Source organism: Sphaerisporangium aureirubrum (assembly GCF_042658925.1).
GTDB classification, from domain to species: domain Bacteria; phylum Actinomycetota; class Actinomycetes; order Streptosporangiales; family Streptosporangiaceae; genus Sphaerisporangium; species Sphaerisporangium aureirubrum.
Genome location: NZ_JBHSRF010000004.1, coordinates 213,020 through 237,749, shown reverse-complemented (window position 1 = coordinate 237,749; position 24,730 = coordinate 213,020). Strand labels below are relative to the sequence as shown.

9 protein-coding genes are annotated in these 24,730 nt (G+C 74.2%); 8 read left to right on the top strand and 1 reads right to left on the bottom strand.

What is annotated here, in order from left to right; genetic code table 11:
- Positions 1-41 precede the first annotated feature (41 nt).
- The 3 genes from ACFP1K_RS04860 to ACFP1K_RS04850 are packed head-to-tail and all read left to right on the top strand — an operon-like array spanning position 42 to position 7,457.
- A complete protein-coding gene (locus ACFP1K_RS04860) occupies positions 42-6,326 on the top strand; it encodes an amino acid adenylation domain-containing protein (RefSeq protein WP_380747273.1) in 6,285 nt (2,094 codons plus the stop codon).
- Between the two features lie 16 nt (positions 6,327-6,342).
- Complete coding sequence (locus ACFP1K_RS04855; RefSeq protein ID WP_380747271.1) at positions 6,343-6,549, top strand: MbtH family protein; 207 nt, start codon at positions 6,343-6,345, stop codon at positions 6,547-6,549.
- Entirely contained in the window at positions 6,549-7,457 is a 909-nt protein-coding gene (locus ACFP1K_RS04850) for an AfsR/SARP family transcriptional regulator (RefSeq protein ID WP_380747269.1), read from the top strand. The genes ACFP1K_RS04855 and ACFP1K_RS04850 overlap by 1 nt, the downstream gene beginning before the upstream one ends.
- 79 nt (positions 7,458-7,536) lie before the next feature.
- Here ACFP1K_RS04850 and ACFP1K_RS04845 read toward each other — a convergent pair whose 3' ends face one another.
- On the bottom strand, positions 7,537-8,556 hold the full coding sequence (locus ACFP1K_RS04845) for a phytanoyl-CoA dioxygenase family protein (RefSeq protein WP_380747267.1): 1,020 nt from the start codon (positions 8,554-8,556) through the stop codon (positions 7,537-7,539).
- Between the two features lie 268 nt (positions 8,557-8,824).
- Here ACFP1K_RS04845 and ACFP1K_RS04840 point away from each other — a divergent pair, with 268 nt between their 5' ends.
- Genes ACFP1K_RS04840 through ACFP1K_RS04820 form a run of 5 tightly spaced genes read left to right on the top strand, consistent with a single transcriptional unit; the run spans position 8,825 to position 24,725 of the window.
- A complete protein-coding gene (locus tag ACFP1K_RS04840; protein WP_380747265.1) occupies positions 8,825-13,714 on the top strand; it encodes an amino acid adenylation domain-containing protein in 4,890 nt (1,629 codons plus the stop codon).
- Positions 13,711-21,303 (top strand): amino acid adenylation domain-containing protein, encoded by a 7,593-nt coding sequence (locus ACFP1K_RS04835; protein ID WP_380747263.1) that lies wholly within the window; start codon positions 13,711-13,713, stop codon positions 21,301-21,303. The genes ACFP1K_RS04840 and ACFP1K_RS04835 overlap by 4 nt, the downstream gene beginning before the upstream one ends.
- The gene (locus tag ACFP1K_RS04830; RefSeq protein ID WP_380747261.1) at positions 21,300-22,886 is read left to right on the top strand and encodes an MBL fold metallo-hydrolase; all 1,587 of its coding nucleotides are present in this window, start codon (positions 21,300-21,302) and stop codon (positions 22,884-22,886) included. Before ACFP1K_RS04835 ends, ACFP1K_RS04830 begins: the two co-directional genes overlap by 4 nt.
- Positions 22,880-23,782, top strand: coding sequence for a hypothetical protein (locus ACFP1K_RS04825; RefSeq protein WP_380747259.1), 903 nt, complete (start codon positions 22,880-22,882; stop codon positions 23,780-23,782). Before ACFP1K_RS04830 ends, ACFP1K_RS04825 begins: the two co-directional genes overlap by 7 nt.
- Positions 23,769-24,725: an alpha/beta hydrolase family protein gene (locus ACFP1K_RS04820; RefSeq protein WP_380747257.1), complete on the top strand. Its 957-nt coding sequence runs from the start codon at positions 23,769-23,771 to the stop codon at positions 24,723-24,725. The genes ACFP1K_RS04825 and ACFP1K_RS04820 overlap by 14 nt, the downstream gene beginning before the upstream one ends.
- Positions 24,726-24,730 lie beyond the last annotated feature (5 nt).

Sequence of the window (24,730 nt, the reverse complement as noted above, 5' to 3'; positions counted from 1 at the left end):
GGGAACGTTGAAGGCACACCGACGTGACCGGGGGAGTAACCGTGCCATACGAGTCAGTCGAACCGGACAACCTGATCGACCTCTTCGCCGCCCGCGTGCGTGAGCACGGTGACGACATCGCGCTCACCTGCCGCGGCCTGAACGTCACCTACGCCGAGCTCAACCAGGCGGCGAGCGGGGTCGCCCGGTTCCTGGCCGGCGACGGCGCGCTCCCCGAGGAACCGGTGGGCGTCCTCATGGAGCGGGGCACCGACGTCGTGACCGTGATCGTCGGTGTGGTCAAGGCCGGCTGCGCCTACGTCCCGCTGGACGTCCGCTCGCCGTCCGCGCGGATCCGGACCATCGCGCAGGAGTGCGGATTCAATCGGGTCATCGTGGACACCGCCGGCCGCGCCGCCGAGCTGCGGGCGCTGTTCGGCGACACCGTACAGGTCACGGCGTATCCCGAGATCCCCCGGGGCTCCGGCCCGTTCCAGGCGGCCGTCGTTCCTTCGCAGCTGGCCTATGTGATCTACACCTCGGGGTCGACCGGCGTGCCCAAGGGCGTCGAGATCGCCCACCGCGACCTGGTGACCTTCACCCAGGACTCCTGCTGGTCCGGCGGCCTCGACCGGCGCGTGCTGTTCTACTCCCCGCTGAGCTTCGACGCCTCGGTGTTCGAGATGTGGGTCCCGCTGCTGCGCGGCGGCTGCGCCGTCGTCGCCCCGCCGGGGGAGGCGGACCCGGGCGTGCTGAGCGAGCTCATCACAGGGGAAGGCGTCACCTGCGCCTTCGTCACCACGTCGCTGTTCAACGTGATCGCCGAGGAGTACCCGGGCGCGTTCGCCACCATCGGCCAGGTCTGGATGGGCGGCGAGGCGGCCTCGCCCGCCGCCGTCCGCAGGGCCCGCGAGGGCTGCGCCCCGGGGACGGTCGTCAACGTCTACGGGCCGACCGAGGCGACGATCTTCGCCACCTTCCACGTCGTGCCCGACGAGATCGGCAACCCCGTCCCGATCGGGGCGGAGATGGAAGGCGTCCGGGCGTACGTGATGGACGAGGCCATGGCGCAGGTGCCGGTGGGCGAGGAGGGCGAGCTGTGCCTCGGCGGGACCGGCGTCGCCCGCGGCTACCGGGCGCGGGCCGGGCTGACCGCCGAGCGTTTCGTCCCCGATCCCGTCGCCGCGGACGGCGGCCGCATGTACCGCACGGGGGACATCGTGCGCCGCCGCGCGGACGGCCTGCTGGAGTTCGTGGGGCGCCGCGACAACCAGGTGAAGCTCCGCGGCTTCCGCATCGAGCTCGGGGAGATCGAGAACCAGCTCGCCGAGCGGGACGACGTCGCCCGGGTCGCCGTGGTCGCCAGGGAGGACCCGGCCGGCGACAAGACCCTCGTCGCCTACGTCGTGCCCCGCCGGAACGCGGGCGGCGGCGAGCGGTGGGACGCGTGGAGCCGTGAGCTGCTGGCCCACCTGCGCGAACGGCTGCCCGCGTACATGGTGCCCGCGCGCTGCGTGGTCCTCGACAGGCTGCCGTTCACCCCGCACGGCAAGCTGGACGTCAAGGCGCTGCCCGCGACGCCGCCCGCGCGCGCGGGCGGCGCGCCGCGCACGCCGGCCGAGGAGCTGATCTGCCGGACCTTCGCCGAGGTCCTCGGCCTGGACGCGGTCGGCGTCGGCGACGACTTCTTCGAGCTCGGCGGGCATTCCCTTCTCGCCGCCCGGGTGACCGCCCGGATCGCGGCCACGTCGGGGCTGCGGCTGCGCGCCGCCGAGCTGTTCGACACGCCGACCGCCGCCGCGCTCGCCGCCCGGCTCGACGGCCTCCCCGAGGCCCGGCCCGCCGCGCACATACTGAGGGCCAGGCCCCGGCAGGACCGCATCCCGCTCTCCCACGCCCAGCGCCGCCTGTGGATCCTCAACCAGATGGACGAGGGCGCCGATCCCTCGTACCACATCCCCCTGGTCTTCACGCTGACGAGCGAGCCGGACGCCGGCGCCCTGCGCCTGGCGCTCACGGACGTCGTCGAGCGGCACGAGAGCCTGCGCACGGTCTTCGCCGGCGACGGCGACGCGCCCTACCAGCGTGTCCTCGGCGCGGGCGAATGGGACGTCGGCCTCACCGTCGCCGGCTGCGCGCCCGGCGAGCTGGACGCGACGGTCACCCGCCTGATCCGGATGCCGTTCGACCTGCGGCGCGAGCTGCCGATCCGTGCCGCGCTCGTCCGCGCGCCGGAGCGGTCGGTGCTGGTCCTCGTCCTCCACCACATCAGCGCGGACGGCTGGTCGCTCGCGCCGCTGACCAGGGACCTCTCGCGCGCGTACGCGGCCAGGACGGCCGGGGCCGAGCCCTCGCTGCCGCCGCTGCCGGTGCAGTACCGCGACTACTGCGCCTGGCAGCGCGAGATCCTCGACGACGGGGACGACGTGTTCGGCGAGCAGCTGGACTTCTGGCGGGAAAGGCTCGCGGGCGTCCCCGACGGGTCGCGCCTGCCCACCGGACGGCCGCGTCCCGCCGTGCCGGGCCGCGACGGCGACGTCGTGCGCTTCGAGCTCCCCGCCGGCCTGCGCCGGGACCTGGAGGCGCTGGCCCGCTCGGGCAGGACGACCCTGTTCGCGGTGCTGCACGCCGGGCTCGCGGGGCTGCTCACGCGGCTCGGCTCGGGCGAGGACGTCGTCGTCGGCAGCCCGGTGGCCGACCGGCCCGACGGCGTGCTGGACGACCTGGTCGGCTTCTTCGTTAACACGGTGGTGCTCCGCACCGACACCTCGGGCGACCCGACCTTCGAGGAGCTCCTGGCCCGCGTCCACGAGGGGTGGCAGTCCACCTACGCCCACCAGGACGTGCCGTTCGACCTGCTGGTGGAGCGGCTCAACCCCGCGCGCAGCCTGTCCCACCACCCGTTCTTCCAGGTGGCGCTGAGCCTGGTGAACACCTCCGACGCCGACCTGCGCATCGAGGGGCTGACCGGGGACTGGTCCATCGCCGACGCCAAGGCCGCCAAGTTCGACCTCACCTTCACCGTGATCCCGCGCTTCACCGAGGACGGCGAACCGGGGCCGCTGGAGGCGACGGTCGAGTACGCGACCGACCTGTTCGACCGCGCCACCGTCGAGCGCCTCGCCGACCGGCTGGTCCTGCTGCTGCGCGACGCCGCCGCCCACCCGGGCCGCCGGCTCGGCTCGCTGCGGGTCGTCGGGGAACGGGAGCGCGCCGGGCTGCTGGCGGCGCACACCGCCCTCGGCCCGCTCCCCGCCACCCTGGCCGAGGCGTTCGCCTGGCAGGTGGCCGCCCACCCCGATGCTCCGGCGGTGATCGACGGCGGCGAACGGCTGTCCTACCGCGAGCTCGACGAACGTACCGGCGCACTCGCCCGGGCGCTGGCGGCGCGCGGCGGCGGCTGGGAGTCCGGCGTGGGCCTCCTGATGGACCACGGGGCCGGCTCGGTGGCCGCGATGCTGGGTGTGGTCAGGTCCGGGGGCGCCTACGTGCCGCTCGACTCGCGTTACCCGCCGGCCCGCATGGCCGCCATCCTGGCCGAGTGCGGGGTGCGCACCGTGCTGGTGGACACCGCGGAACGGGCCGCGGAGGTCGAGGGGTGCGGGGACGTGCGAGCGCTCCTCGTCGGCGAGGCGATCGAGGCGGGCCGCGGGACGGACGTCGAGGTCGCCGGGGTCGTGAGCGGGGACCAGCTCGCCTACGTCATGTACACCTCCGGGTCCACCGGCACCCCCAAGGGCGTCGCGGTGACCCACGAGGACGTCATCGGCCTGACCGCGGACTCCCGCTGGACGCCCGAGGTCGTCGAGCGGGTCCTGCTGCACTCCCCGCTCGCCTTCGACGCCACCACCTTCGAGATGTGGGTCCCGCTGCTGCGCGGCGGGTGCGTCGTCGTGCCACCGCCCACCCGGGAGATCGAGGACCTCTACCGCGTCATCGTCGAGGAGAACGCCTCCGCGGCGTTCATGACCACGGCGCTGTTCAACATGATGGTGCAGGAGCACCCCGACGTCGTGACCCGGCTGCGGCAGCTGTGGACCGGCGGCGAGGCCGCCTCCACCACCGCGGTCGCGCGCGCGGTGGAGGCGGGGGGCCCGGGATCCGTGGTGAACGGGTACGGCCCCACCGAGACGACCACCTTCGCCACCTGCCACCCCGTCCACGCGCCGGTCACGCACCCGGTGCCGCTCGGCACGGCCATGGAGGGGCTCAGGACGTACGTCGTCGACGAGTTCGGCGGGCTCGCCGGGGTCGACATGCCCGGTGAGCTGTGCGTGGGCGGCGTCGGCGTGGCCCGCGGCTACCTCGGCCGCCCCGGGCTCACCGCCGAGCGGTTCGTGCCCGACCCCTACGGCGAGCCGGGCAGCCGGATGTACCGTACCGGCGACCTGTGCCACCACCGCGGCGACGGGCTGCTGGAGTACGGCGGCCGGCTCGACCGCCAGGTGAAGATCCGCGGCTTCCGCATCGAGCCGGGCGAGATCGAGACCATGCTGACCGGGATGGACGACGTGGCGCAGGCCACCGTGCAGGTCAGGGAGGAACGAACGGCCGGCAAGACGCTGGTCGCCTACCTCGTCTCCCGGAGCACGGACGAGGACGCGCTGGTCACCCGGGTCCGCGACCACCTGCGGGAGAACCTGCCGAGCTACATGGTGCCGTCGGCCTTCGTGGTCCTCGACGACCTGCCGGTCACCCCGCAGGGCAAGGTCGACGTGCGCGCCCTGCCCGATCCGGTGATCCGCACGACCTCCCGCCCGCCGCGCTCCGCCGGTGAACGCGTGCTGTGCGGGCTGTTCGCCGAGGTCCTCGGCCTGGACGCGGTCGGCGTCGACGACGGCTTCTTCGAGCTCGGCGGCCATTCCCTGCTCGCCCTGCGCCTGGTCAACAGGCTGCGCTCGGACCACGGGGTCGACCTGCCGGTCAGGGAGCTGTTCCGCGCCCCCACCGTGGCCGGGTTCGCCGCCGTCGCCGGGGAGCCCGCGATGGCTCGACTGGCGGCGGGCGGGCACGCGGATGCGGACGCGATCACGCGCACCACCTCGCCCGAGCGGCCCGCACCCCTGTCCTCGGCCCAGGAGCGGCTGTGGTTCCTCGACCAGCTGCGCCCCGGCCGCCCCGACTACAACGTGCCGACCGCGTACCGGCTCACCGGGCCGCTCGACGTGCCCCGGCTGCGCCGGGCCCTTGCCGCGCTGGCCGAGCGCCACGACATCCTCCGCACGCGCTACCCGTCCTCGGACGGCGAGCCGTACCAGCTGACCCGCCCGGCGGCGGAGCCTCCCCTGCGGATCGCCGAGTGCGCGTCGCCGGAGGCGGCACGGGACACCGTCGACCGGGAGGTGGCGCGCCCCTTCGACCTGGAGGCCGCGCCGCCGGTGCGCTTCACCCTGGTCAGGCGCGGCGGCGAGGACCACATCCTCCTGATGGTGATCCACCACATCGCCACCGACGGCTGGTCGTGCGGGCTCCTGTGGCGTGACCTGGCCGCGCTCTACGCGGGCGGCCCCCAGCTGCCCGAGCCGGTCATCCGCTACGCCGACTACGCCGAGTGGCAGCGACAGCAGCAGGACGGGGCGCGCTTCAAGGCCGAGCTGGAGTACTGGCGGCACCGCCTGGCCGGCCTGGAGCCGGTCGAGCTGCCCGCCGACCGTCCACGGCCCGCGCGGCCGAGCGGCCGGGGCGCACAGTTGGACCTCGTGATCCCGGCCGGCCGGCGCGACCGGCTGCTCGACCTCGGCAGGCGCCACGGCACCACCGCGTTCATCACGACGCTCACGGCGTTCCAGGTGCTGGTGGCCGGTGTCACCGGCCGCCGCGACGTCGCGGTCGGCACGCCCGTGGCGGGCCGCGGCCGTCCGGAGCTGGAGCCGGTGGCCGGGTTCTTCGTCAACTCCGTCGTGCTGCGCGGCGACGTCGACCCCGCGCGCGGCTTCGCCGACCTGCTGACGGCCGCGCGCGAGCACGCCGCCGAGGCCTATTCGAGCAGCGACGTGCCCTTCGACCGGCTGGTCAGGGAACTGAGCCCGCACCGGGACCCGAGCCGCAACCCGCTGTTCCAGCTCTCCTTCGCGCTGTCGGAGGCGGACGTGCCCGGCGCGCCCGCCACCTGGGGAGAGCTCACCGCACAGCCGCATCCCGTGCGGTTCCCCGCGGTCAAGTTCGACCTTGAGGTCGCCCTCACCGACCGGGGCGACCACATGGAGGGCGTGGCGTACTACGCCACGGACCTGTTCGACGAGCCGACCGTCCAGCGGCTGCTCCACCAGTACGGCGACCTGCTGGACGCCGTCGCCGAGCGGCCGGACGCGCCCGTCGCCTCGCTCTTCCCCGTCGTGACCCTCTAGAGAAACAAGGAGTCCCATGTCCGGCGAACTCATCTACAGCGTCGTCCTCAACGATGAAGAGCAGTACTCCATCTGGCGCGCGGACCGCGAGCCCCCCTCGGGCTGGCACAAGGACGGCGTCGAGGGTCCGAAGGACGTGTGCCTGGCCCACATCGAGAGGGTCTGGACCGACATGCGCCCCCTGAGCCTGCGCCGGCGTATGGCCGAAAAGGGAGGCGCCTGATGGGCTTGATCCACACGCTGCCCGCCCATCGGGGCGGCTTCCGCCCGGCGACCAGAGACCACCACCAGGCGCGCCACCCGGACGCCGCTCCCCCGGCACCCGCCGTGGCGCCGCGCGAGAGCGCGGACCTCGGGTTCCGCCTCCTCGGCCCGCTGGAGATCGAGGCCGAGGGGGACACGGTCGAGCTGCCGTCCTATCGCCAGCGCGCGGTGCTGGCGGCCATGTTGCTCGACGCCAACAGCGTCGTGGCCGTGGACCGCCTGGTGGAGGCGGTGTGGGAGGACGACCCCCCGCCCACCGCGCACAAGCAGATCCAGATGTGCGTCTCGCAGCTGAGGCGCCTGTTCGAGTCCCTCGGGCACGACACACTGATCCACACCCGCCCCGGGGGCTACCAGTTGAGTCTTGACGACGAGTCGGTGGACTTCCACCGGTTCGAGCGGTTGCGCGACCGCGCCCGCGGCGCCGCCCACGACGAGCGGACGGGTGAGGCCGCCCGCGTGTTCCAGCAGGCGCTCCAGGCGTGGCGCGGGTCGGCGCTGGCCGGGTTCCACAGCCGTTTCCTGCAGTCCAGGGGCACCTGGCTGGACGAGCTGCGATGGTCGACGTACGAGGAGTACGTGGAGCTGCGGCTGCGCACGGGCCACGCGTCCGAGCTCGTGGGCGAGCTGACGGTGGCGGTGGCCGACCAGCCGACGCGGGAGAGGCTGTCGGCGTACCTGATCCTGGCGCTGTACCAGTCGGGCCGCCGGGCGGACGCCCTGGAGACCTACCTCGCCACGCGCGAGGTCCTCGTCTCCCTGCTGGGCATCGAGCCGGGCCACGGGCTGCGTCGCCTGCACGCGGCCGTGCTGGCCGACGACGAGCGGCGGGCCGCGGCGCTGCTGCGGGAACGTCTGATCGCCTGACGCTTCGTCCCCTGCCACGCCCCGGTGGAGATCGAGGAGATCTCCACCGGGTTTCTGGCGATTCCGGGGACGTACGGCGTCAGGCGGCGGGCAGCCGCCAGACGTTGCGGCTCTCCAGCGGCGAGCCGGAGACGAGGATGCTCTCGTGCCCCCGCACGTCGAGGTTGGAGCCGTCGACGTACTCACCGGTCAGGCGCCCCGGGTACACCAGCGTGTCGGACTTGGTGATCCTGCAGTTGACGGCGGTCCTGCGGCGGTCGGAGAGGTTCGCGGGCGAGCCGTGCATGGTGCGCTCACTGAAGATCACGAAGTGCCCGGCGGGCATGGTGGCCGTCGAGACGGACGCGGGGCGGAAGTCGGTGTACTTGGCCTGCAGGCCGCGGAAACGGCCTTCGAGGTGGTCGACGAGCCGCTCGCGGCTGATCCCGGCGACGTCCACGCCGTCCAGCCAGCCGGTCGTCTCGATGTCCAGCAGCAGCTCGCTCGCCTCGGTGCGCCGGACGATCTCCTCCTTGGCGAGGCCGTGGAACGGCTCGTCGTAGAACGCGGAGTCGGTCATCGGCACCTTCTTCCAGGGCACCCTGGTGTTCTGGCTGCCCGGGGCGAACTGCAACGGGCCGTTCTCGTCGGTGACGTCGTCCAGGGCGATCCACACGGTGAGGTCCCAGATGCCCTCCTCGGGGGCGGCCGGACGCAGGGCGGGCACCGAGTTGCCGATCTCCTCGCCGTCGAAGAGCCCCCACTCCTGGTGCCAGCCGATCGCACTGGCGCCCGGGGCCTTGTGGAAGATCTTCGACCGCCACATCAGCAGGTCCTTGCCGAGGATCGGGATGACCTTCTCGACGATCGCCTCCTGGGTCAGCAGTGCCTCCAGCTCGGTGTCGACGAGATGCCAGTCGCGATGGGAGTGGCGGCCGTAGACGGGGCTGTGCCGCCGGCCGTCGGCGATGTCGGCCATCCGCTCCGCGAGGTCCCTGACCCGGCGCGGGTCGATGTCGAGGGGGAAGGGTCCCGCGAACCCGTCACGCCAGAACCTCTCCGCGTGATCGTCGGCGAATACGGGCTCCGCGATGTCGAGGGTGTTCGTTCTCAGATTCATTGCAGCGCCTCCGCGCACGTCGGGACAAAGGGGCGGCAGGCGGATCACCTGGCGCCATGTCGCCCACCCTCGGCCAGCGTCCGGCTGGGAGGAAAGTGTTGACCTGTTGCCTGTGTCGGGCAACGCCCCCTGAAGCGCCTGGTGATACCGCGGCAATACCCCCGTGAGGACCCGCGCTTGAAGACTCGCATTCGTTCCAGCACGGAAAGGGGTGCTCGATGTCCGACGACCACCGCGACGCGACCGCCGGCGTGAACGGCGGGGCCCGATGAGCCTCGCCGGCCGGGAAGCCGCGTGCCTGCACGAGGTCTTCGAACGGCTCGCGGCCCGTGAACCCGGCGCCGTCGCCGTCGACTCCGCCGAAGGCAACCTGACCTACGGTGAGCTGGACTCCGCCGCCACCGCCGTCGCGCTCACCCTGCGCGACGCGGGGGCGGGCCCGGAGACGACCGTCGGGGTGAGTTTCCCCGTCGGCCCCGGCATGGTGACGGCCATCCTCGGCGTGCTGAAGGCGGGGGCGGCCTACGTCCCGCTCGACCCCGGCCTGCCGGAGGAGCGGCGCGGGCTCATCCTCGGCGACACCGGAGCGTCCGTCGTCCTCGACGACACCGCGATCCTCACCGCCACGGAGTCGGCGCGGTCCGGCGCCGTCGCGGCCGGAGGACCGGCACAGGCCGGCGCCGTCGCGGGCGGAAGCGGCGCCGGGTGCGACCCGGACAACGCCGCGTACGTGATGTACACCTCCGGCTCGACCGGCCGCCCGAAGGGGGTCGTGGTCACCCACCGGGGTGTGCTCAACCGCGTCATGGACTCCGTCCGGCGCCACGCGATCGTCCCCGGCGACCGGGTGCTGCTGCGCACCCCCATCGGCTTCGACGGCTCCGTCTGGGAGATGTTCGTCCCTCTGCTCGCCGGGGCCACGGTGGTCATCGGCTCGGGGGACATGACCAAGGACGCGCGGGCCGTCGTCCGCGCCGTCGTGGAGCGCGGGGTCACGGTGATGCAGGCCGTGCCGTCGATGCTCGCCGTCATGAGCGAGGAGGCCGTGCCGCCCGGTTCCCGGCCGCGCCTGGTGTACGCGGGCGGTGAGCGGTTCGACTCGGGGGTGGCCGCGCGCGTGGCGCGGTCGCTCGGCGCGGGCGAGCTGTGGAACGCCTACGGCCCCACCGAGTGCACGATCGGCTGCGTCGAGGGGCGCTACGTGCCCGGCCAGGACGGTCCCGTGCCGATCGGCGAGCCCATCGGCGGCACCACCGCCGTCGTTCTCGGCCGCGACGGCGGCCCGGTGACGGACGGCGAGCCCGGCGAGCTGTACATCGGCGGGGAGGGGGTGGCCCGCGGCTACCTCGGTGCCCCCGCGCTCACCGCCGACCGCTTCGTGCCGGGCCCGGACGGGACGCGCCTCTACCGCACGGGCGACCTGGTGCGGCGGCCGCCTGGCGGCGCGCTGGAGTTCCTCGGCCGCGTCGACCAGCAGCTCAAGGTGCGCGGCGTCCGCATCGAGCCGGGCGAGGTGGAGGAGGCGCTGGTGCGCCACCCCGGCGTGCCGGCGGCGGCCGTGGCCGAGCGGGGCAACCTGCTCGTCGGCTACGTGGTGGGCGACGTGCCCGCCGCCGAGCTGCGGGCCTTCCTGCGCGACAGGCTGCCGTCCGAGTACGTGCCCACCCACTTCGTGAGCCTTTCCACCCTTCCCCGCACCCCGAACGGGAAGCTCGACCGGGCGGCGCTGCCCGCGGTGGAGCACCACGCGGGGAGCGACACGCCGCCGCCGCGCGACGCGGCCGAGGAACTGGTCCGGCAGGTGTGGGCGGAGCTCCTTCCCGGCGTCCAGGCGGGCCCCGGCGACGACTTCTTCCAGCTCGGTGGCTACTCCCTGCTGGTGCCGAAGCTGGCGGCCCGGCTGAACCGCCGGTGGGGCGCCGCCATCCCCGTGGCCGACCTGTACGCCGCCTCCACCGTGCGCGCCCAGGCCGAGCTGCTGAGCGGCCAGGGAAACGCGGGTTCCGCCATCCCCAGGGCCGCGCGGTCCGGCGCCCTGCCGCTCTCGTCGGGGCAGCGCCGGCTCTGGTTCCTGGACCGCCTGGAGCCGGGCAGCCCGGAGTACATCGTGCCTCTGGTGGTGCCCCTGCCCCCGGCGGCCGAGCCCGCGCTGGTGCGCGACGCGCTGCACGCGCTGGCCGCCCGGCACGAGATCCTGCGGACGACCTACCGGACGCGGGACGGCGAGCCCAGGCAGGTCGTCGCCGGCAAGCCGGTGGTCGAGCTCGCCGTGTCGCGTGACGACCTGGCGCACGTGCTGCGCGCGGAGACCGGCTACGGCTTCGACCTCGCCGCGGGACCCGTCTGGCGGGCCACGCTGTGCGACGACGGCCGCCTCGTCCTGATCGTCCACCACATCGCCTGCGACGGCCTGTCGACGGTGATCCTGCGGCGCGACCTCCTCGAACTGTGCGCGGCGCTCGCCGAGGGCCGCGAGCCACACCTTCCGGACCTTCCCCTCCAGTACGCGGACTTCGCCGGCTGGCAGGAGCGGCGGCTCGGCGACGACGTCCTGCGCGGCGAGCTGGACTACTGGCGGACCCGGCTGGACGGGATCACGCCGCTCGACCTGCCCGCCGACCGCCCCCGGCCGCAGCGCCGCTCCCCCGCCGGGGCGGTGCACACCTTCGAGATCGGCTCCTCGGTCGCCGAGCCGGTGCTGGAGCTCGGGCGGCGGCAGGGCGCGACGGCCTTCATGGTCTTCATGGCCGCCTACTGCTGCCTGCTCGCCCGCCTGTGCGGCACCCGTGACGTGGTGCTGGGCACCCCGGTGGCCGGTCGCCTGCGTCCCGAGCTGGACGACCTCGTCGGCTTCTTCGTCAACTCCCTCGTGCTGCGGTGCGACCTTTCCGGCGCCGAGCGGTTCGAGGACGCGGTGGAGCGGGCCCGGCAGGCGGCGCTCGGCGCGTTCGCGCACCAGGAGCTGCCGTTCGAGCAGCTCATCGAGGCGGTCCGGCCCGAGCGCGACCTGTCGGTGTCCCCGCTGTTCCAGGTCATGTTCGAGCTGGTCGACGAGGACCCCGGGGCCGACGACGCGCTGCGGGACGTACTGAGCTCCTGGAACGTCGCGAAGTTCGACCTCACCCTGCACCTGGAGCGGCGCGCCGACGGGTCGCTGCTCGGCGTGCTGGAGTACGCGACCGACCTGTTCGACCGGGCGACCGCCGAGCGGCTGGCCGGGGCCTACCTGCGCGTGCTGGAGGGGGTGGCGGCGGGAGCCTCGCTCGCCGACCTGGAGATCATGAGTCCCGGCGAGCGTCACCAGGTCGTGGCCGGGTGGAACGACACCGCGCGCGACATCCCGGACGCCTGCGTCCACGAGCTGATCGAGCAGCAGGCGCGGCGCACCCCCGGCGCCGTCGCGGTCGAGGACGGGCGCGTCCGCCTCACCTACGCCGAGCTGGACGCCAGGGCCAACGGCCTGGCCCGGCGGCTGCGCGACCTCGGCGTGGGCCCGGACGTGCCGGTGGGGGTGCTGCTGGAACGCTCGGCCGACCTGGTGATCGGGCTGCTCGGCGTGCTCAAGGCCGGCGGGTGCTACGTGCCGCTGGAGACGACGTTCCCGCCCGCGCGGATCGCCCAGGTCCTTTCCGGCGCGGGCGCCCGGCTCTGCCTGGCGGACCCGGGTACCGGTGTCCCGGACGGCGTCGTGCCGGTGCCCGTGGCGGCGGACGGGTGCGCCGGGTTCCCCTCGGGCACGACGCCCGACGACCTGGTGGCCGTCTACTACACCTCGGGATCCACCGGACGGCCGAAGGGGGTCGCCGCCACCCACCGGGGCTGGGTCAACCGCCTGGTCGCCATGCAGGACACGATGCGCCTGCGGCCGGGCGACGCCGTCCTGCAGAAGACCACCGTGGTCTTCGACGACACCCCCGTCGAATGCTTCTGGCCGCTGATGGTCGGCGCGCGGGTCGTGCTGATGGCCCCCGGCGCGCACCGCGACCCCGTCGCGATCCTGCGGGCCGTCGCCGAGCACGACGTGACGGTCGTGCTGTTCGTGCCCAGCATGTTGTCGCTCGTGCTGGAGTCGCTGACGCCCGCGCGCCGGGCGGGGCTGCGGGCGCTGCGGCACGTCGGCACCAGCGGCGAGGCGCTGAGCCCCGAGCTGGCGCGGCAGTTCCTGGAACGCTTCGGCCCCGGCGGGCCGGTCCTGCACAACCACTGGGGCGTCACCGAGGCGTCGATCGACTCCACCCGGCACGAGGTGACCGCGGCCGACGCCGCGCTGCCCGGCCCGGTCCGCATCGGCAGGCCGCTGGCCAACAACCGGATCCACGTACTGGACGAGGAGCTGCGCCCGGTCCCGCCCGGCGTGCGGGGGGAGATCTACGTCGGCGGCCCCGTCCTGGCCCGCGGCTACTACCGCGACCCGGGCAGGACGGCGCAGTCATTCGTGCCTGACCCGTTCGGGCACTCCGGGCGGCTCTACCGCACGGGTGACCGCGCGTGCCTGCGCCCCGACGGCACCATCGCCTTCCTCGGCCGCACCGACCACCAGATCAAGATCCGCGGGATCAGGGTGGAGCTGGGCGAGATCGAGGAGACGCTGCGCGAGTGCCCCGGCGTGCGCGACGCGGCCGTGATCGTGTGGGAGTCGCCCTCCGGCGGCAAGCGCATCGCCGGGTACACCGCGCTCGGCGACGAGGCGGCGGCGGACGGCCTGGAGGGCTACCTCAGGGACCGCCTGCCGGGCTACATGATCCCCTCGGTGCTGACCTGCCTGCCGGAGATCCCCCGCACGGCGAGCGGGAAGCTCGACCGCGGCGCTCTCCCCCGGCCCGACCTGGCCGCCCTGGTGGAGGGCGAAGGGCTCGTCCCGCCGCGCAACGCGACCGAACAGATCCTCCTCGACATCTGGACGAAGGCCCTGGAAGCGCCCGTCGGCATCCACAACAGCTTCTTCCGTGCGGGCGGCCACTCGCTGCTGGCCGCGCAGGTGATCGTCCAGATCCAGGAGACATTCGACCTCGAACTGCCGCTGCGCACCCTCTTCGAGCAGCCCACGATCGCTCAGCTCGCCACGGTGATCGAGGAGATCATCCGCGCGGAGATCGACGGGCTCGCCGACGAGGAGGTCCAGGCGGCCACGACCTGGAAGCAGGGGGCCCGCACATGACGAACACCGACGTACTCCGCGAGGAGCTGATCCAGGCACGACTGGCAGGGCGGGCCCGGGGCCGGGACGCCGGGCGGGAGCGCCTGGCCGACCGGAGCGGGCCGCTGCCGCTCTCCTTCGGCCAGCAGGGCATCTGGTTCCTCAGCCGCCTGCACCCGGACAGCCCCGAATACCTGGTCCCCTTCGCCCTGCGGATGCGCGGGCCGCTCGACGCCGGCGCGCTGCGGACGGCCCTCGCGCGCCTCGTCGCCCGCCACGAGGTGCTGCGCACCCGATACGAGTTGTCCGGCGGCGAACCCGTGCAGGTCATCGACGAGCCGCCCGCGCCCGCCCTGCCGGTCGTCGACGTCGCCGACCCGGAGCAGGCGCTGCGTGAGGACGCGTACCGGCCCATCGACATCGAGCGCGAGCACCCGCTGCGGGCGCGGCTGCTGCGGCTCGGCCCGCGCGACCACGTGCTCAGCCTCGTGCTGCACCACATCGCCTGCGACTTCCGCTCGCTCGGGATCATCGTCGACGAGCTCGGCGCCCTCTACCGGGAGCAGGCGACCGGCGAGCCGTCCGGCCTGCCGGAGCCCGGCGCGCAGTACGCCGACTACGCGGTGCGCCAGCGCGACCGGGTCTCCGGCGCCGTGCTGGACCGGCGGCTGCGGCACTGGCGGGAGACCCTGGACGCGCTCGTCCCCACCGACCTGCCGACGGACCACGCGCGGCCCGCCGCCAGGACCTGGGACGGCGCGGAGGCGGGTTTCCACCTGCCTGCCGAGCTGGCCGGCAGGCTGAGCGAGGTCGCCGCCGCGTCGGACACGACGTTGTTCGTGCTGCTCCTCACCTGCTTCCAGGCGCTGCTGGCCCGCTACACCGGCGTGAACGACGTCGTGGTGGGCAGCGCGGTGGCCGCCCGCACCCGTGCCGCCGAGCAGCGGATGATCGGGTACCTGCAGAACACGCTGGTCCTGCGCGCCCGCTGGACGGGTGACCCCACCATGGCCGAGCTGGTCGGGCGGGGCACCGAGACCATGCTCGGGGCGCTCGACAACCAGGAGATCCCGCTGCACCTGCTGGTGGACGCGGCGGGCCACGACCGCAGCCTGTCCCGCGCGCCGCTCTTCCAGGTGATGTTCGACCTGGTCGAGGGCACCGCGCCGCCGGTGGAGATGCCGGGGCTGACCTGCGAGCCCGTGGAGGTCGGCGGCGGGACCGCCAAGTTCGACCTCACCCTGCAACTGGCCGAGAACGCCGACGGCTCGCTCCTCGGCGGCCTCAGCTACGCCACGGCCCTGTTCGACCGGCCGGCCGCCGAGCGCATGGTGGACCACTACCGGCGCCTGGTGGAGGCCGTGGCCGGGGACCCCCGCACCCGCCTGTCCGCGATCGACATCCTGGGTCCCGGCGGGCGGCACACGCTGCTGGCCGCGGGCGACGGCGGCCCGGGTCTGCCGCCCCAGGGCACCGTGAGCGAGATGGTGGCGCACCACGCCGTGCGCACCCCGGACGCGGCGGCGGTGCGGTTCCTCGGCGACGACGCGCGCCCCGGCACGTCCTACGCCGAGCTCGACGCCCAGGCCAACCGCGTCGCCCGGCACCTGCTGGAGCTCGGCGCCGGGCCGGAGTCGGTGGTCGGCGTGTGCCTTGACCGCGGCGCGGCACTGCTGCCCGCGCTGCTGGGCGTCTGGCGGGCCGGGGCGGCCTACGTGCCGCTCGACCCCGATCATCCCGGCGAGCGGCTCGCCCAGGTGCTGGACGACGCCGGGGCCGAGCTGCTGGTCACGCAGGACAGCCTGGCCGATCGTGCCGCGGCCGCGCACCGGGGCAGGACCGTGCTGCTGGACCGCGACGCCGCGCTCATCGCCGCGCACTCCGCCGAGGCGCTCGACCGGCCCACCGACCCCGACGCGCTCGCGTACGTCATCTACACCTCCGGAAGCACCGGGCGGCCCAACGGCGTGCTCGTCAGCCACCGGAACCTGGCGTCCTACCTGGCGTGGGCGTCCGCCACCTATGTCACCGGCGACGGGAACGGCGCGCCGCTGTTCTCCTCGCCCGCGTTCGACCTGGTGGTCACCACGCTCTACGTGCCGCTGCTGGCCGGCCGTCCGGTGCACGTGGTCCCCGCCGAGGTGGGGCCGGGACGGCTCGGGGAGGTCCTGGCCCGGAACGCCCCCTACGACTTCGTCAAGCTCACCCCCGGACACCTGGACCTGCTGACCGCGCAGCTGACCCCCGCGCGGGCGGCCACGCTCACCGGCGTCCTGGTCGTCGGCGGCGAGGGCTTCCCCACCGGGCTCGCCGCCCGCTGGCCGCACACCCGGGTGATCAACGAGTACGGCCCCACCGAGACCACCGTGGCGGACGCGCTCTACGAGGCCCGCGGCGGCGAGAGCGGCGACCTGCTGCCCATCGGCCGCCCGGCCCCCGGGACCACCGCCTACGTCCTGGACGCGGACCTCGGGCTGCTGCCCGCGGGCGCCGTCGGCGAGCTGCACGTCGGCGGGGACCAGGTCGCCCGCGGCTACCGGGGGAAGCCGGGCCTGACCGCCGACCGGTTCCGCCCCGACCCCTACGGCACGCCCGGGGCGCGGCTCTACCGGACCGGCGACGCCTGCCGCGTGCTGCCGGACGGGGACCTGCGGTTCCTCGGGCGGGCCGACGAGCAGCTGAAGATCCGCGGCTACCGGGTGGAGCCCGCCGAGATCGACGCCGCCACGACCCGCCACCCGTCGGTCGCCGCGGCGGTGACGCTCATGAAGGACGGGCTGCTCACCTGCTACTTCGTCCCCGCCGGGCGCACCCCGGACACCGGGGAGCTCCAGAGGTTCCTCGGGGAGACGCTGCCCGCGTACATGGTGCCGGCGGTGTTCGTGCCACTGGAGACGATCCCGCTCACCGCCAACGGCAAGGTCGACCGCCGCGCCCTGCCCGCGCCCCGCCGCGACGAGCCCTCGGTGGAGGGCCGCACGGCTCCGGCCGCAGGGCCGCAGGAGCAGCTGGCCGCCGTGTGGCGCTCGGTGCTGCGCCTTTCCGAGGTGGGTGCCGACGACTCGTTCTTCGACATCGGCGGCGACTCCCTGCACGCGGTCGCGCTCGTCGGCGCGCTGCGCGAGTGCGGGCTGGACATCGCCGTGCAGGACGTCTTCGAGCACCCCACCATCGCCGAGCTGGCCGAGCTGGTGGCGGCGCGCCCGCAGGAGGCCGCCCCGGCCGCCGGGGTGCGCCCCTTCGAGCTGCTGGACCCCCGGGACGCCGCCCGCGTGCCGCCGGACGCCGAGGACGCCTACCCGCTGTCGATGGTGCAGGCGGGCATGGTCTACGAGATGGTCGCCGCGGACGGCGCCAACCACTACCACAACACCACGACGTACCGGATCCGCGACGGCCGCCCGTTCTCGGTGGAGGCGATGCGCGCCGCCGCGGAGATCGTCGTCGGACGGCACGAGGTGCTGCGCACCTCCCTGCACCCGAGCGGCTACGGCGAGCCCTTGCAGATCGTGCACCGGGACGCGCGGCTCCAGGTCGACGTGAGCGACCTGCGCGGCCTCGGCGACGACGAGCAGGAGCGGCGGGTGCTCGCCTTCATGGCCGAGGAACGCCGCACCCTGTTCGACCTGGAACGTCCGTCGCTGCTGCGCATGCGCGCGCACGTCCGCCGGGACGACCAGTGGACGCTCACCATCACCGAGTGCCACCCCATCCTGGAGGGCTGGAGCTACAACCTCCTGTTCATGGAGCTGCTGACCTGCTACGACGCCCTCCGGGAAGGCAGGGAGCCCGCGCCCGAGCAGATGCCCGCCGTCCGGTACGCCGACTTCGTCGCCGCCGAGCGCGCCGCGCTGGCCTCCGAGGCCGACCGCGCCTACTGGCGGGATCTCGTCGCGGACGCGGAGAAGTTCGAGCTGCCCCCGGCCTGGGCCGATCCGTCGGCGCCCGACGGGGAGCAGTACAAGATCCAGGTGCGGTTCGACGACCTGATCGACGGCCTGACGGCGGCGGCGCAGCAGGCCAAGGTCCCGCTCAAGAGCGTGATGCACCTGGCCCACCTCAAGGTCATGAGCATGATCACGCCCCAGCGGGAGTTCTTCACCGGCCTGGTGTGCGACGCGCGACCGGAGGTGGCCGGGGCGGAGCGCGTGCTCGGCATGTTCCTCAACACCGTGCCGTTCAGGTTCCGGCCGGGCGCCGGGACGTGGCGGCGGGCCGCGGCGGACGTCTTCGCCGAGGAGACACGGCTGTGGCCGCACCGGCGTTTCCCTGTGCCCGCCATGCAGCGGGAGTTCTCCGGCGGGCGGCGGCTCATCGACGTGATGTTCAACTTCCTCGACTTCCGCGAGGTGGACACCGACCTGGTGGACGTGTTCGGCACCGTGGACGACAGCCCGAACGACTTCCCGCTGTCGGTGACGGCCTTCCGTCTCGGCATCGTCGACCTGACCGTCCACGCGCGGGCGGTGAGCCGCGAGCGGGGCGAGATGCTCGCCGCGGCGTACCGCACCGTCCTCGAGGCCATCGCGGCCGACCCGGACGGCGACGCGCTGGCCTCCTACCTGCCCGCCCCCCTCGAAGTGGAGCACACCGAACGCCCCGTCCCCGAGGCTCCCCCGGTGCACGAGATCCTCGCCGGGCACGCCGGGACCGCCCCGGACCGCGCGGCCGTCGTCCACGACGGCGGCACGGTGACCTACGCGGAGCTGGACGCCGGTGCCAACCGGCTCGCCCATCACCTGCGGGCGCTCGGCGCGGGTCCGGGCACCGTGGTCGGCGTCTGCCTCGACGCCGGACCTGCCGCGATCACCGCGGTGCTGGGGGTGCTCAAGGCGGGCGCGGCCTACCTGCCGCTGGATCCGTCGAACCCCGGGACGCGGCTGTGCCACTGCCTCGCCGACAGCGGCGCCCTCCTGCTGATCACCGAGAGGGCCGTGCCGTGCGAGGTGCCGGCGCGGCCGGTCAACCCGACCCGGGACCGGGACCAGATCGCCGCCCGCCCGGACACCCCGCCGCCGGTGCGCACCGACCCCGACGACCTCGCGTACGTCATCTACACCTCGGGCTCCACCGGACGGCCCAAGGGTGTGATGGTCACCCACCGCGGCCTCGGCGCCTACCTGGCCTGGGCCGCCGCCCGGTACGGCCCGCCCGCCGGGCACGGCGCGCCGCTGCTCGGCTCGATCGCGTTCGACCTGTCGGTCACCAACCTGCTGCTGCCCCTGTTCCTCGGCCGCGACGTCGAGGTGCTCCCGCACGGCGAGGAGGTGGAGTTCCTCGCCGGGCGGCTGCGCGCCGGGACGGACTACACCGTCGTCAAGGCGACCCCGAGCCACCTCGACCTGCTCCGCGGCGCCCTTGAGGCCGGCGGCGACGCGTCCGGGGCCGTCGGCGCGGCGATCACCCTGGTCGTCGGCGGGGAGGAACTGCGCGAGGACACCGTGGCCGCCTGGCGGCGGATCGCCCCCGCGGCGCGGATCGTCAACGAGTACGGCCCGACCGAGACCGTCGTCGGGTGCGTCGTGCACGAGGCGCGCGGGGAGGGCACGGGAGCCGTGCCCATCGGTCGCCCGATCGCGGGCGCCACGGTGCGGCTCCTCGACGCGTTCATGCGGCCGGTGCCCGAGGGCGTGGCCGGTGAGATCTTCATCGGCGGGCTCGGCGTGGCCAGGGGATACATGAACCGTCCCGCGCTCACCGCGCGGAGCTTCGTGCCCGACCCGTACGGCCCGCCGGGGTCGCGGCTCTACCGCAGCGGCGACCTCGGGGTGCTCGGGCCGGAGGGCGAGCTGGAGTTCCTCGGCCGCATCGACGACCAGGTCAAGATCCGGGGCTACCGGATCGAGCTCGGCGAGATCGAGGCCAGGCTGCGCGCCCACCCCGCCGTGCGTGACGCCGTGGTCGCCACCCGCCCCGGCCCGCGGGGCGCGCCGCGCCTGGTGGCCTACGTCGCCGGCGACGCGGGCCCGGACGAGCTGGCCGGTTTCCTGCGCGCGGACCTGCCCGCGTACATGATCCCCCAGGCCTACGTGCGCCTGGACGCGCTGCCCGTGAGCCCGAGCGGCAAGGCCGACCGGCGGCGGCTGCCCGAGCCCGAGGGCCACCCCGACGGCGACCGGCCGCCCTACGCCGAGCCGGTCACCGGACCGGAGCGTGTCCTCGCCGAGGTCTGGGCCGCGACGCTCGGCCTGGAGCGGGCCGGCGCCGACGACGATTTCTTCGACCTCGGCGGCGACTCCATCCTGGTGATGCGCGCCGTGACCGCCGCCCGCGCCGCGGGCGTGGCCGTCACACCCAGGCTCGTCACGCGGCACCGGACGGTACGCGCCGTCGCGGCGGCCTCGCGGGAGGCCGGGGCCGCGCCCGCGCGGCACGACGTCGCGTCCGGCCCGCTGCCGCCCACCCCGATCCTGCTGGCGTTCGCCGGCGAGGCCGCCGACCTCACCGAGTACACCCAGGTCGCCCACCTCGTCGTCGACCCGCCGCCGGACCCGGCACCGCTGGAGCAGGCGCTCCGCGACGTGGTGAGCCACCACGACGCGCTGCGGGTGCGGCGGCGCGACGGCGGGTACTCGATCGCGCCGGACGAGCCGGAGGTGCCGCTCGACGTGGTCGATCTCCCGGCCGGCGCGGACGCCATGCGGGACCTGATCCGCCGTCCCACCGGATCCGGCCCCGCCGTCCACGCCACCCTGTTCACCTCCGGCGACGGGCCCGCGCAGCTGGCGATCGCCGCGCACCGGCTGGCCGTCGACGGCGTGTCCTGGCAGTTCCTGCTCGACGACCTGGCCACCGCCTACCGGCGGCGCGAGGAGGGCCTCCCGGCCGATCTGCCGCCGAAGACCACGTCCTTCCGCACCTGGGCGCACCGCCTCGCCGAGCACGCCCGCAGCACGCCGGTCAGAGGACAGCTCGGGTACTGGCTCACCAGGGGCCCGCACACCCCCGTCGCCCCCGATCTGCCGGACGGCGACAACACCCCGGCGGGCATCGAGACCCTCTCGGCCCGCGTGGACCTGGCCCGCCCGCCCGCGGGCCTGCGGGACGCCCTGCTGGCGGCCCTGCTGCTCACCGTGACCCGCGTCACGGGCTCGGACCGGCTGCTGGTTGAGCTGGAGGAGCACGGCAGGCGGGACGTCTTCCCCGACCTGGACGTCTCCCGCACGGCCGGGTGGTTCACCACGCTCCACCCGGTGGAACTGCGGCTCGCGCCGGACCAGGACGCGACGCTCGCAGCCGTGTCCGCCGCCTTGTGCGCCGTGCCCGACGGCGGCCTCGGCCACGGGCTGCTGCGCCACCTCGGCGACGACGCCGACGCACGCGCGCTGGCGGCCCTGCCCGAGCCCCAGATCCGTTTCAACTACACCGGCTGGTCGCCCCCGGAGGAAGCAGGCGCGAGGTTCGCCCGCGCGCCCGGCGGCCCCTCGCCCGCGCGGCCCGTCTCCGGCGTCCGGTCCCGCGAGTTCGAGATCGACGCGAGCCTGCACGACGGGGTGCTCGAAGCCGTCTGGGCCTACCCGTCCCGGCGGTACGCGCGGGCGACCGTCCGCGCCCTGGCCGAGAGCCATCTGGCCGACCTCACGACCCTCCTCAAAGGGAAGACGACATGAGTGACGACCTGCTCCACCTGAAGCCCAACGTGCGCGTGCAGGGCCTCGTCGACCAGTTCACCGCCTGGCTGCACACGCTCGCGCCCGTCCCCGCCGCGATGAACCTCAACCATCTGCAGCTGCCCATGCTGGACTCCTACATCCAGCAACCCGGCGTGCACGCCGCGGCGGTGGCCAACCCCCGGATGAAGGGCGGCTTCTTCGTCGACGTGGCCCCGGGCCGCGTGGACGAGGTGCGCGACCTGCGCGACCGCATCCTGCGCGAGGAACGCCCGCTGATCGAGCTGGCCGAGGCCGTCAAGCAGGCGGAGAGCGTGCTGCGCGCCCAGGCGAGCGGATACGACCTCACCCCGCTGTACGACCAGCTTCCCCAGGCCCTGCGCGGCCTCGTCGAGCTGGTGTACGACGTCAACCACGCGGCGGGGCTGCGGTTCCTCGAGCCGGTGCTGTACCGCAGCGAGTACCACCGGCCGTCCCGCCAGTCCGTCGACCTGTCCCTGGACGACGGCACCGAACCCCCGTTCATCCTCAGCACGCCCCGGCTGCCCGCCCCCGGGCACCTCCAGCTCCCGATCCCGCTGGCGCACCCCGGCATCGACACGCTGTTCGCCCTGCGCGGCAAGCCGCTGGCCTTCGCCGAGATCCGCGAGGCGCTGGAGATCGGCGACGACGCGTCCGCGCGGGAGCTGCGCTCGCTGCTCACCGAGGAGCCCGCCCCGCCGCCCGGCGCGATCACCGACGGGGGCGGCCGGGTGCGCTACTTCGGGCACGCCTGCCTGGTGTTGCAGAACGCGACCACCGCGATCGTGGTGGACCCGCTGATCAGCTCCCACCACGCCGCCGGCGACCGCTACACCTACACGGACCTGCCCGAACATCTCGACTACTGCCTCATCACGCACGGCCACCAGGATCACGTCGTCCTGGAGAGTCTGCTCCAGATACGGCACCGCGTCGGCGTGGTGGTCGTGCCGAGGAACGGCGGCGGCCACCGGCAGGACCCCTCGATGCGCCTGTGCCTTGCGGGCGCCGGGTTCACGGTGCGGGAGGTCGACGACTACGACGAGATCCCCTTCGACGGCGGCTCCATCGTGGCGACCCCGTTCCTCGGCGAGCACTGCGATCTCGACATCCGCGGCAAGTCCACCTACTGGATCCGGCTGGCGGGCAAGACGATCTTCGTCGGGGCAGACTCCTCCGGCCTGGACAGCAGCTACTACCGGCGTATCCGGGAGCATGTCGGCCCGGCAGACATCGCCTTCATCGGCATGGAGTGCGACGGCGCGCCGCTCACCTGGCTCTACAGCCACCTGTACACGCAGCCGGTGCCGCGCAAAATGGCGATCACCCGGAAGCTGTCGGGGTCCGACGCCGCCCAGGCGCTCGGCATCGTGCGTGAGCTCGGCGCCACCGAGGCGTACGTGTACGCCATGGGCCAGGAGGAGTGGCTGCAGCACATCATGGCCACCAGCTACACGCCGGAGTCCTACCAGCTCCAGCAGGTCGCCGTGTTCCTCCAGGGGTGCCGGGAGCGAGGGATACCGGCCGAACATCTCCTGCGGCGCAAGGAGTTACGGTGGTGACCGCGCGCGTGCTGCTGGACACCGGGCCGACGCCGGCGGAGGCCGCGCGCATCCGGGCCGCCTTCCACGCGCGAGGCATGACCGCCACGGTCGAGGGCCACTCCTACGGCGGCCCGCCGCCCACCTCGGCCTTCCTCATCGTCGTCAACACCCGGCTCCCCGTCTTCCTGGCGCGGTTCACCGGCGCCGATCTGGAAGAGCTGGTCACCTCGCTCCTGGCGCTGCGCGCGGACCCCGCCCAGTGGGGCCGCCGGCACGTCGTCAAGCTGGAGGACGCGGACTCCGGGCTCGGCGTGCTCTGCGACGCCGAGGTCCCGCCGCGGGCCTACGCCGCGCTGCTCACCCTGGACCTCGCGCACTTCGACCGCGACTCGCCTCCCCTGCGCGTCGAGTGGAGCCCGGCGCTCGGCCTCTGGCGGGCCAGGCTGATCGACCTGCCCCGCGACGCCATGGTCCGGGTGCCCCGGCTGGCGGAGTCCGGCGCCGACCCCGCGCTGCTGCGCACGCTGGACGAGGCCGAGAAGAGCGCGTTGTGGCGGCTGGTGGACCCCGGTGCCGACTCGGCGATCAGCAGGCGGCGGGCGGGGATCGTCCTCGCGAGCGCGGTCGGCTGGAGCGCCGCGTCCGTCGCCCGGCGGACCGCCGTGCGCGAGGCCCTGGTGCGGGCGGTCATCCGCGACTTCAACGACGCGGGCTTCGCCGCGCTGGAACCCGGCTTCGAGGCCGCCCGGCCGGCGCAGACAGCCGGGGAACGCGAGGACGCCCTCGCCGCGGCGCGGCACGGGGCCGCCGGCTGGACGCCGGAGACGCTGGCCGAGTTCCTCGTCGCGGAGGGACTCGTGGAGGACATCACCCCGACGGCCGCCAAGGAGCTGATGACCGATGCGCACCGATGAGGTCGCCTTCATGGTCGGCGAGTCCCGCATCGCCGGGACGCTCCACCTTCCCGACGGCGAGGGGCCGCACCCCGCCGTGGTGATCGTGCACGGCTCCGGCGCGGTAGACCGCTTCGGCATCGACGGCACGCTGCGCCCGGTCATCACCCACTTCGCCGCCTCGGGGTACGCGACGCTGTCCTACGACAAGCCGGGGGTGGGCGAGTCCTCGGGCCGCTGGATGGACCAGACGTTCGACGACCGGGCCGCCGAGACGCTCCTCGCCGTCCGGTTCCTCGCCGGTCGCCCGGACGTCGACGCCTGCCACATCGGCCTGTGGGCGATCAGCCAGGGCGGCTGGACGGCCCCGCTCACCGCCACGCTCGCCCCCGGGGAGATCGACTTCACGATCCTCGTCTCGGCGTCCGCCATGACGCCCTGCGAGCAGTCGATGCACCAGCTGAACACCGAGCTCACCAGGGACGGCTTCACCGCCCACGACATCGGCCGGGCGGTGGAGGTGATGGAACGGCGCACCGCCGGCATGCGCGCGGGGAGAGCGGGCGCCGACATCCTGGCCACCGAACCCCTGTGGCTGGCGGGCGAGCCCTGGTACCCGTACTGCGAGACCGACGAGGAGGAGCTCGACTACGTCCGGCCCATCTGGCACTTCGACGTCTCACCGCTCATGCGCCGCCTGTCCTGCCCCGTCCTCGCGATCTGGGGCGCCGACGACGTGCACATGCCCGCGCAACGCTGCGCCGCCACGTTCGCGGCGGACCTGGCGGCGGCCCGGCATCCGGACTTCCGGTTGCAGGTGTACCCGCACGCCGACCACCGCCTAAGGGTCAGCCGGACCTGCGCCCTGGCCCCCGGTTATCTCGACGACATGACGCACTGGCTGTCCTGCCGGAGCGGTACGGCCGACGCGGCCGCCCGCCCGCCGTCCCCCGCGGGCGACTAGCACCA

Excerpts from the sequence above, each read along its gene's own strand:
- ACFP1K_RS04855 (WP_380747271.1), top strand. The coding sequence starts at position 6,343 with ATGTCCGGCGAACTCATCTACAGCGTCGTCCTCAACGATGAAGAGCAG.
- ACFP1K_RS04850 (WP_380747269.1), top strand. The coding sequence starts at position 6,549 with ATGGGCTTGATCCACACGCTGCCCGCCCATCGGGGCGGCTTCCGCCCG.
- ACFP1K_RS04845 (WP_380747267.1), bottom strand. The coding sequence starts at position 8,556 with ATGAATCTGAGAACGAACACCCTCGACATCGCGGAGCCCGTATTCGCC.
- ACFP1K_RS04840 (WP_380747265.1), top strand. The coding sequence starts at position 8,825 with ATGAGCCTCGCCGGCCGGGAAGCCGCGTGCCTGCACGAGGTCTTCGAA.
- ACFP1K_RS04835 (WP_380747263.1), top strand. The coding sequence starts at position 13,711 with ATGACGAACACCGACGTACTCCGCGAGGAGCTGATCCAGGCACGACTG.
- ACFP1K_RS04830 (WP_380747261.1), top strand. The coding sequence starts at position 21,300 with ATGAGTGACGACCTGCTCCACCTGAAGCCCAACGTGCGCGTGCAGGGC.
- ACFP1K_RS04820 (WP_380747257.1), top strand. The coding sequence starts at position 23,769 with ATGCGCACCGATGAGGTCGCCTTCATGGTCGGCGAGTCCCGCATCGCC.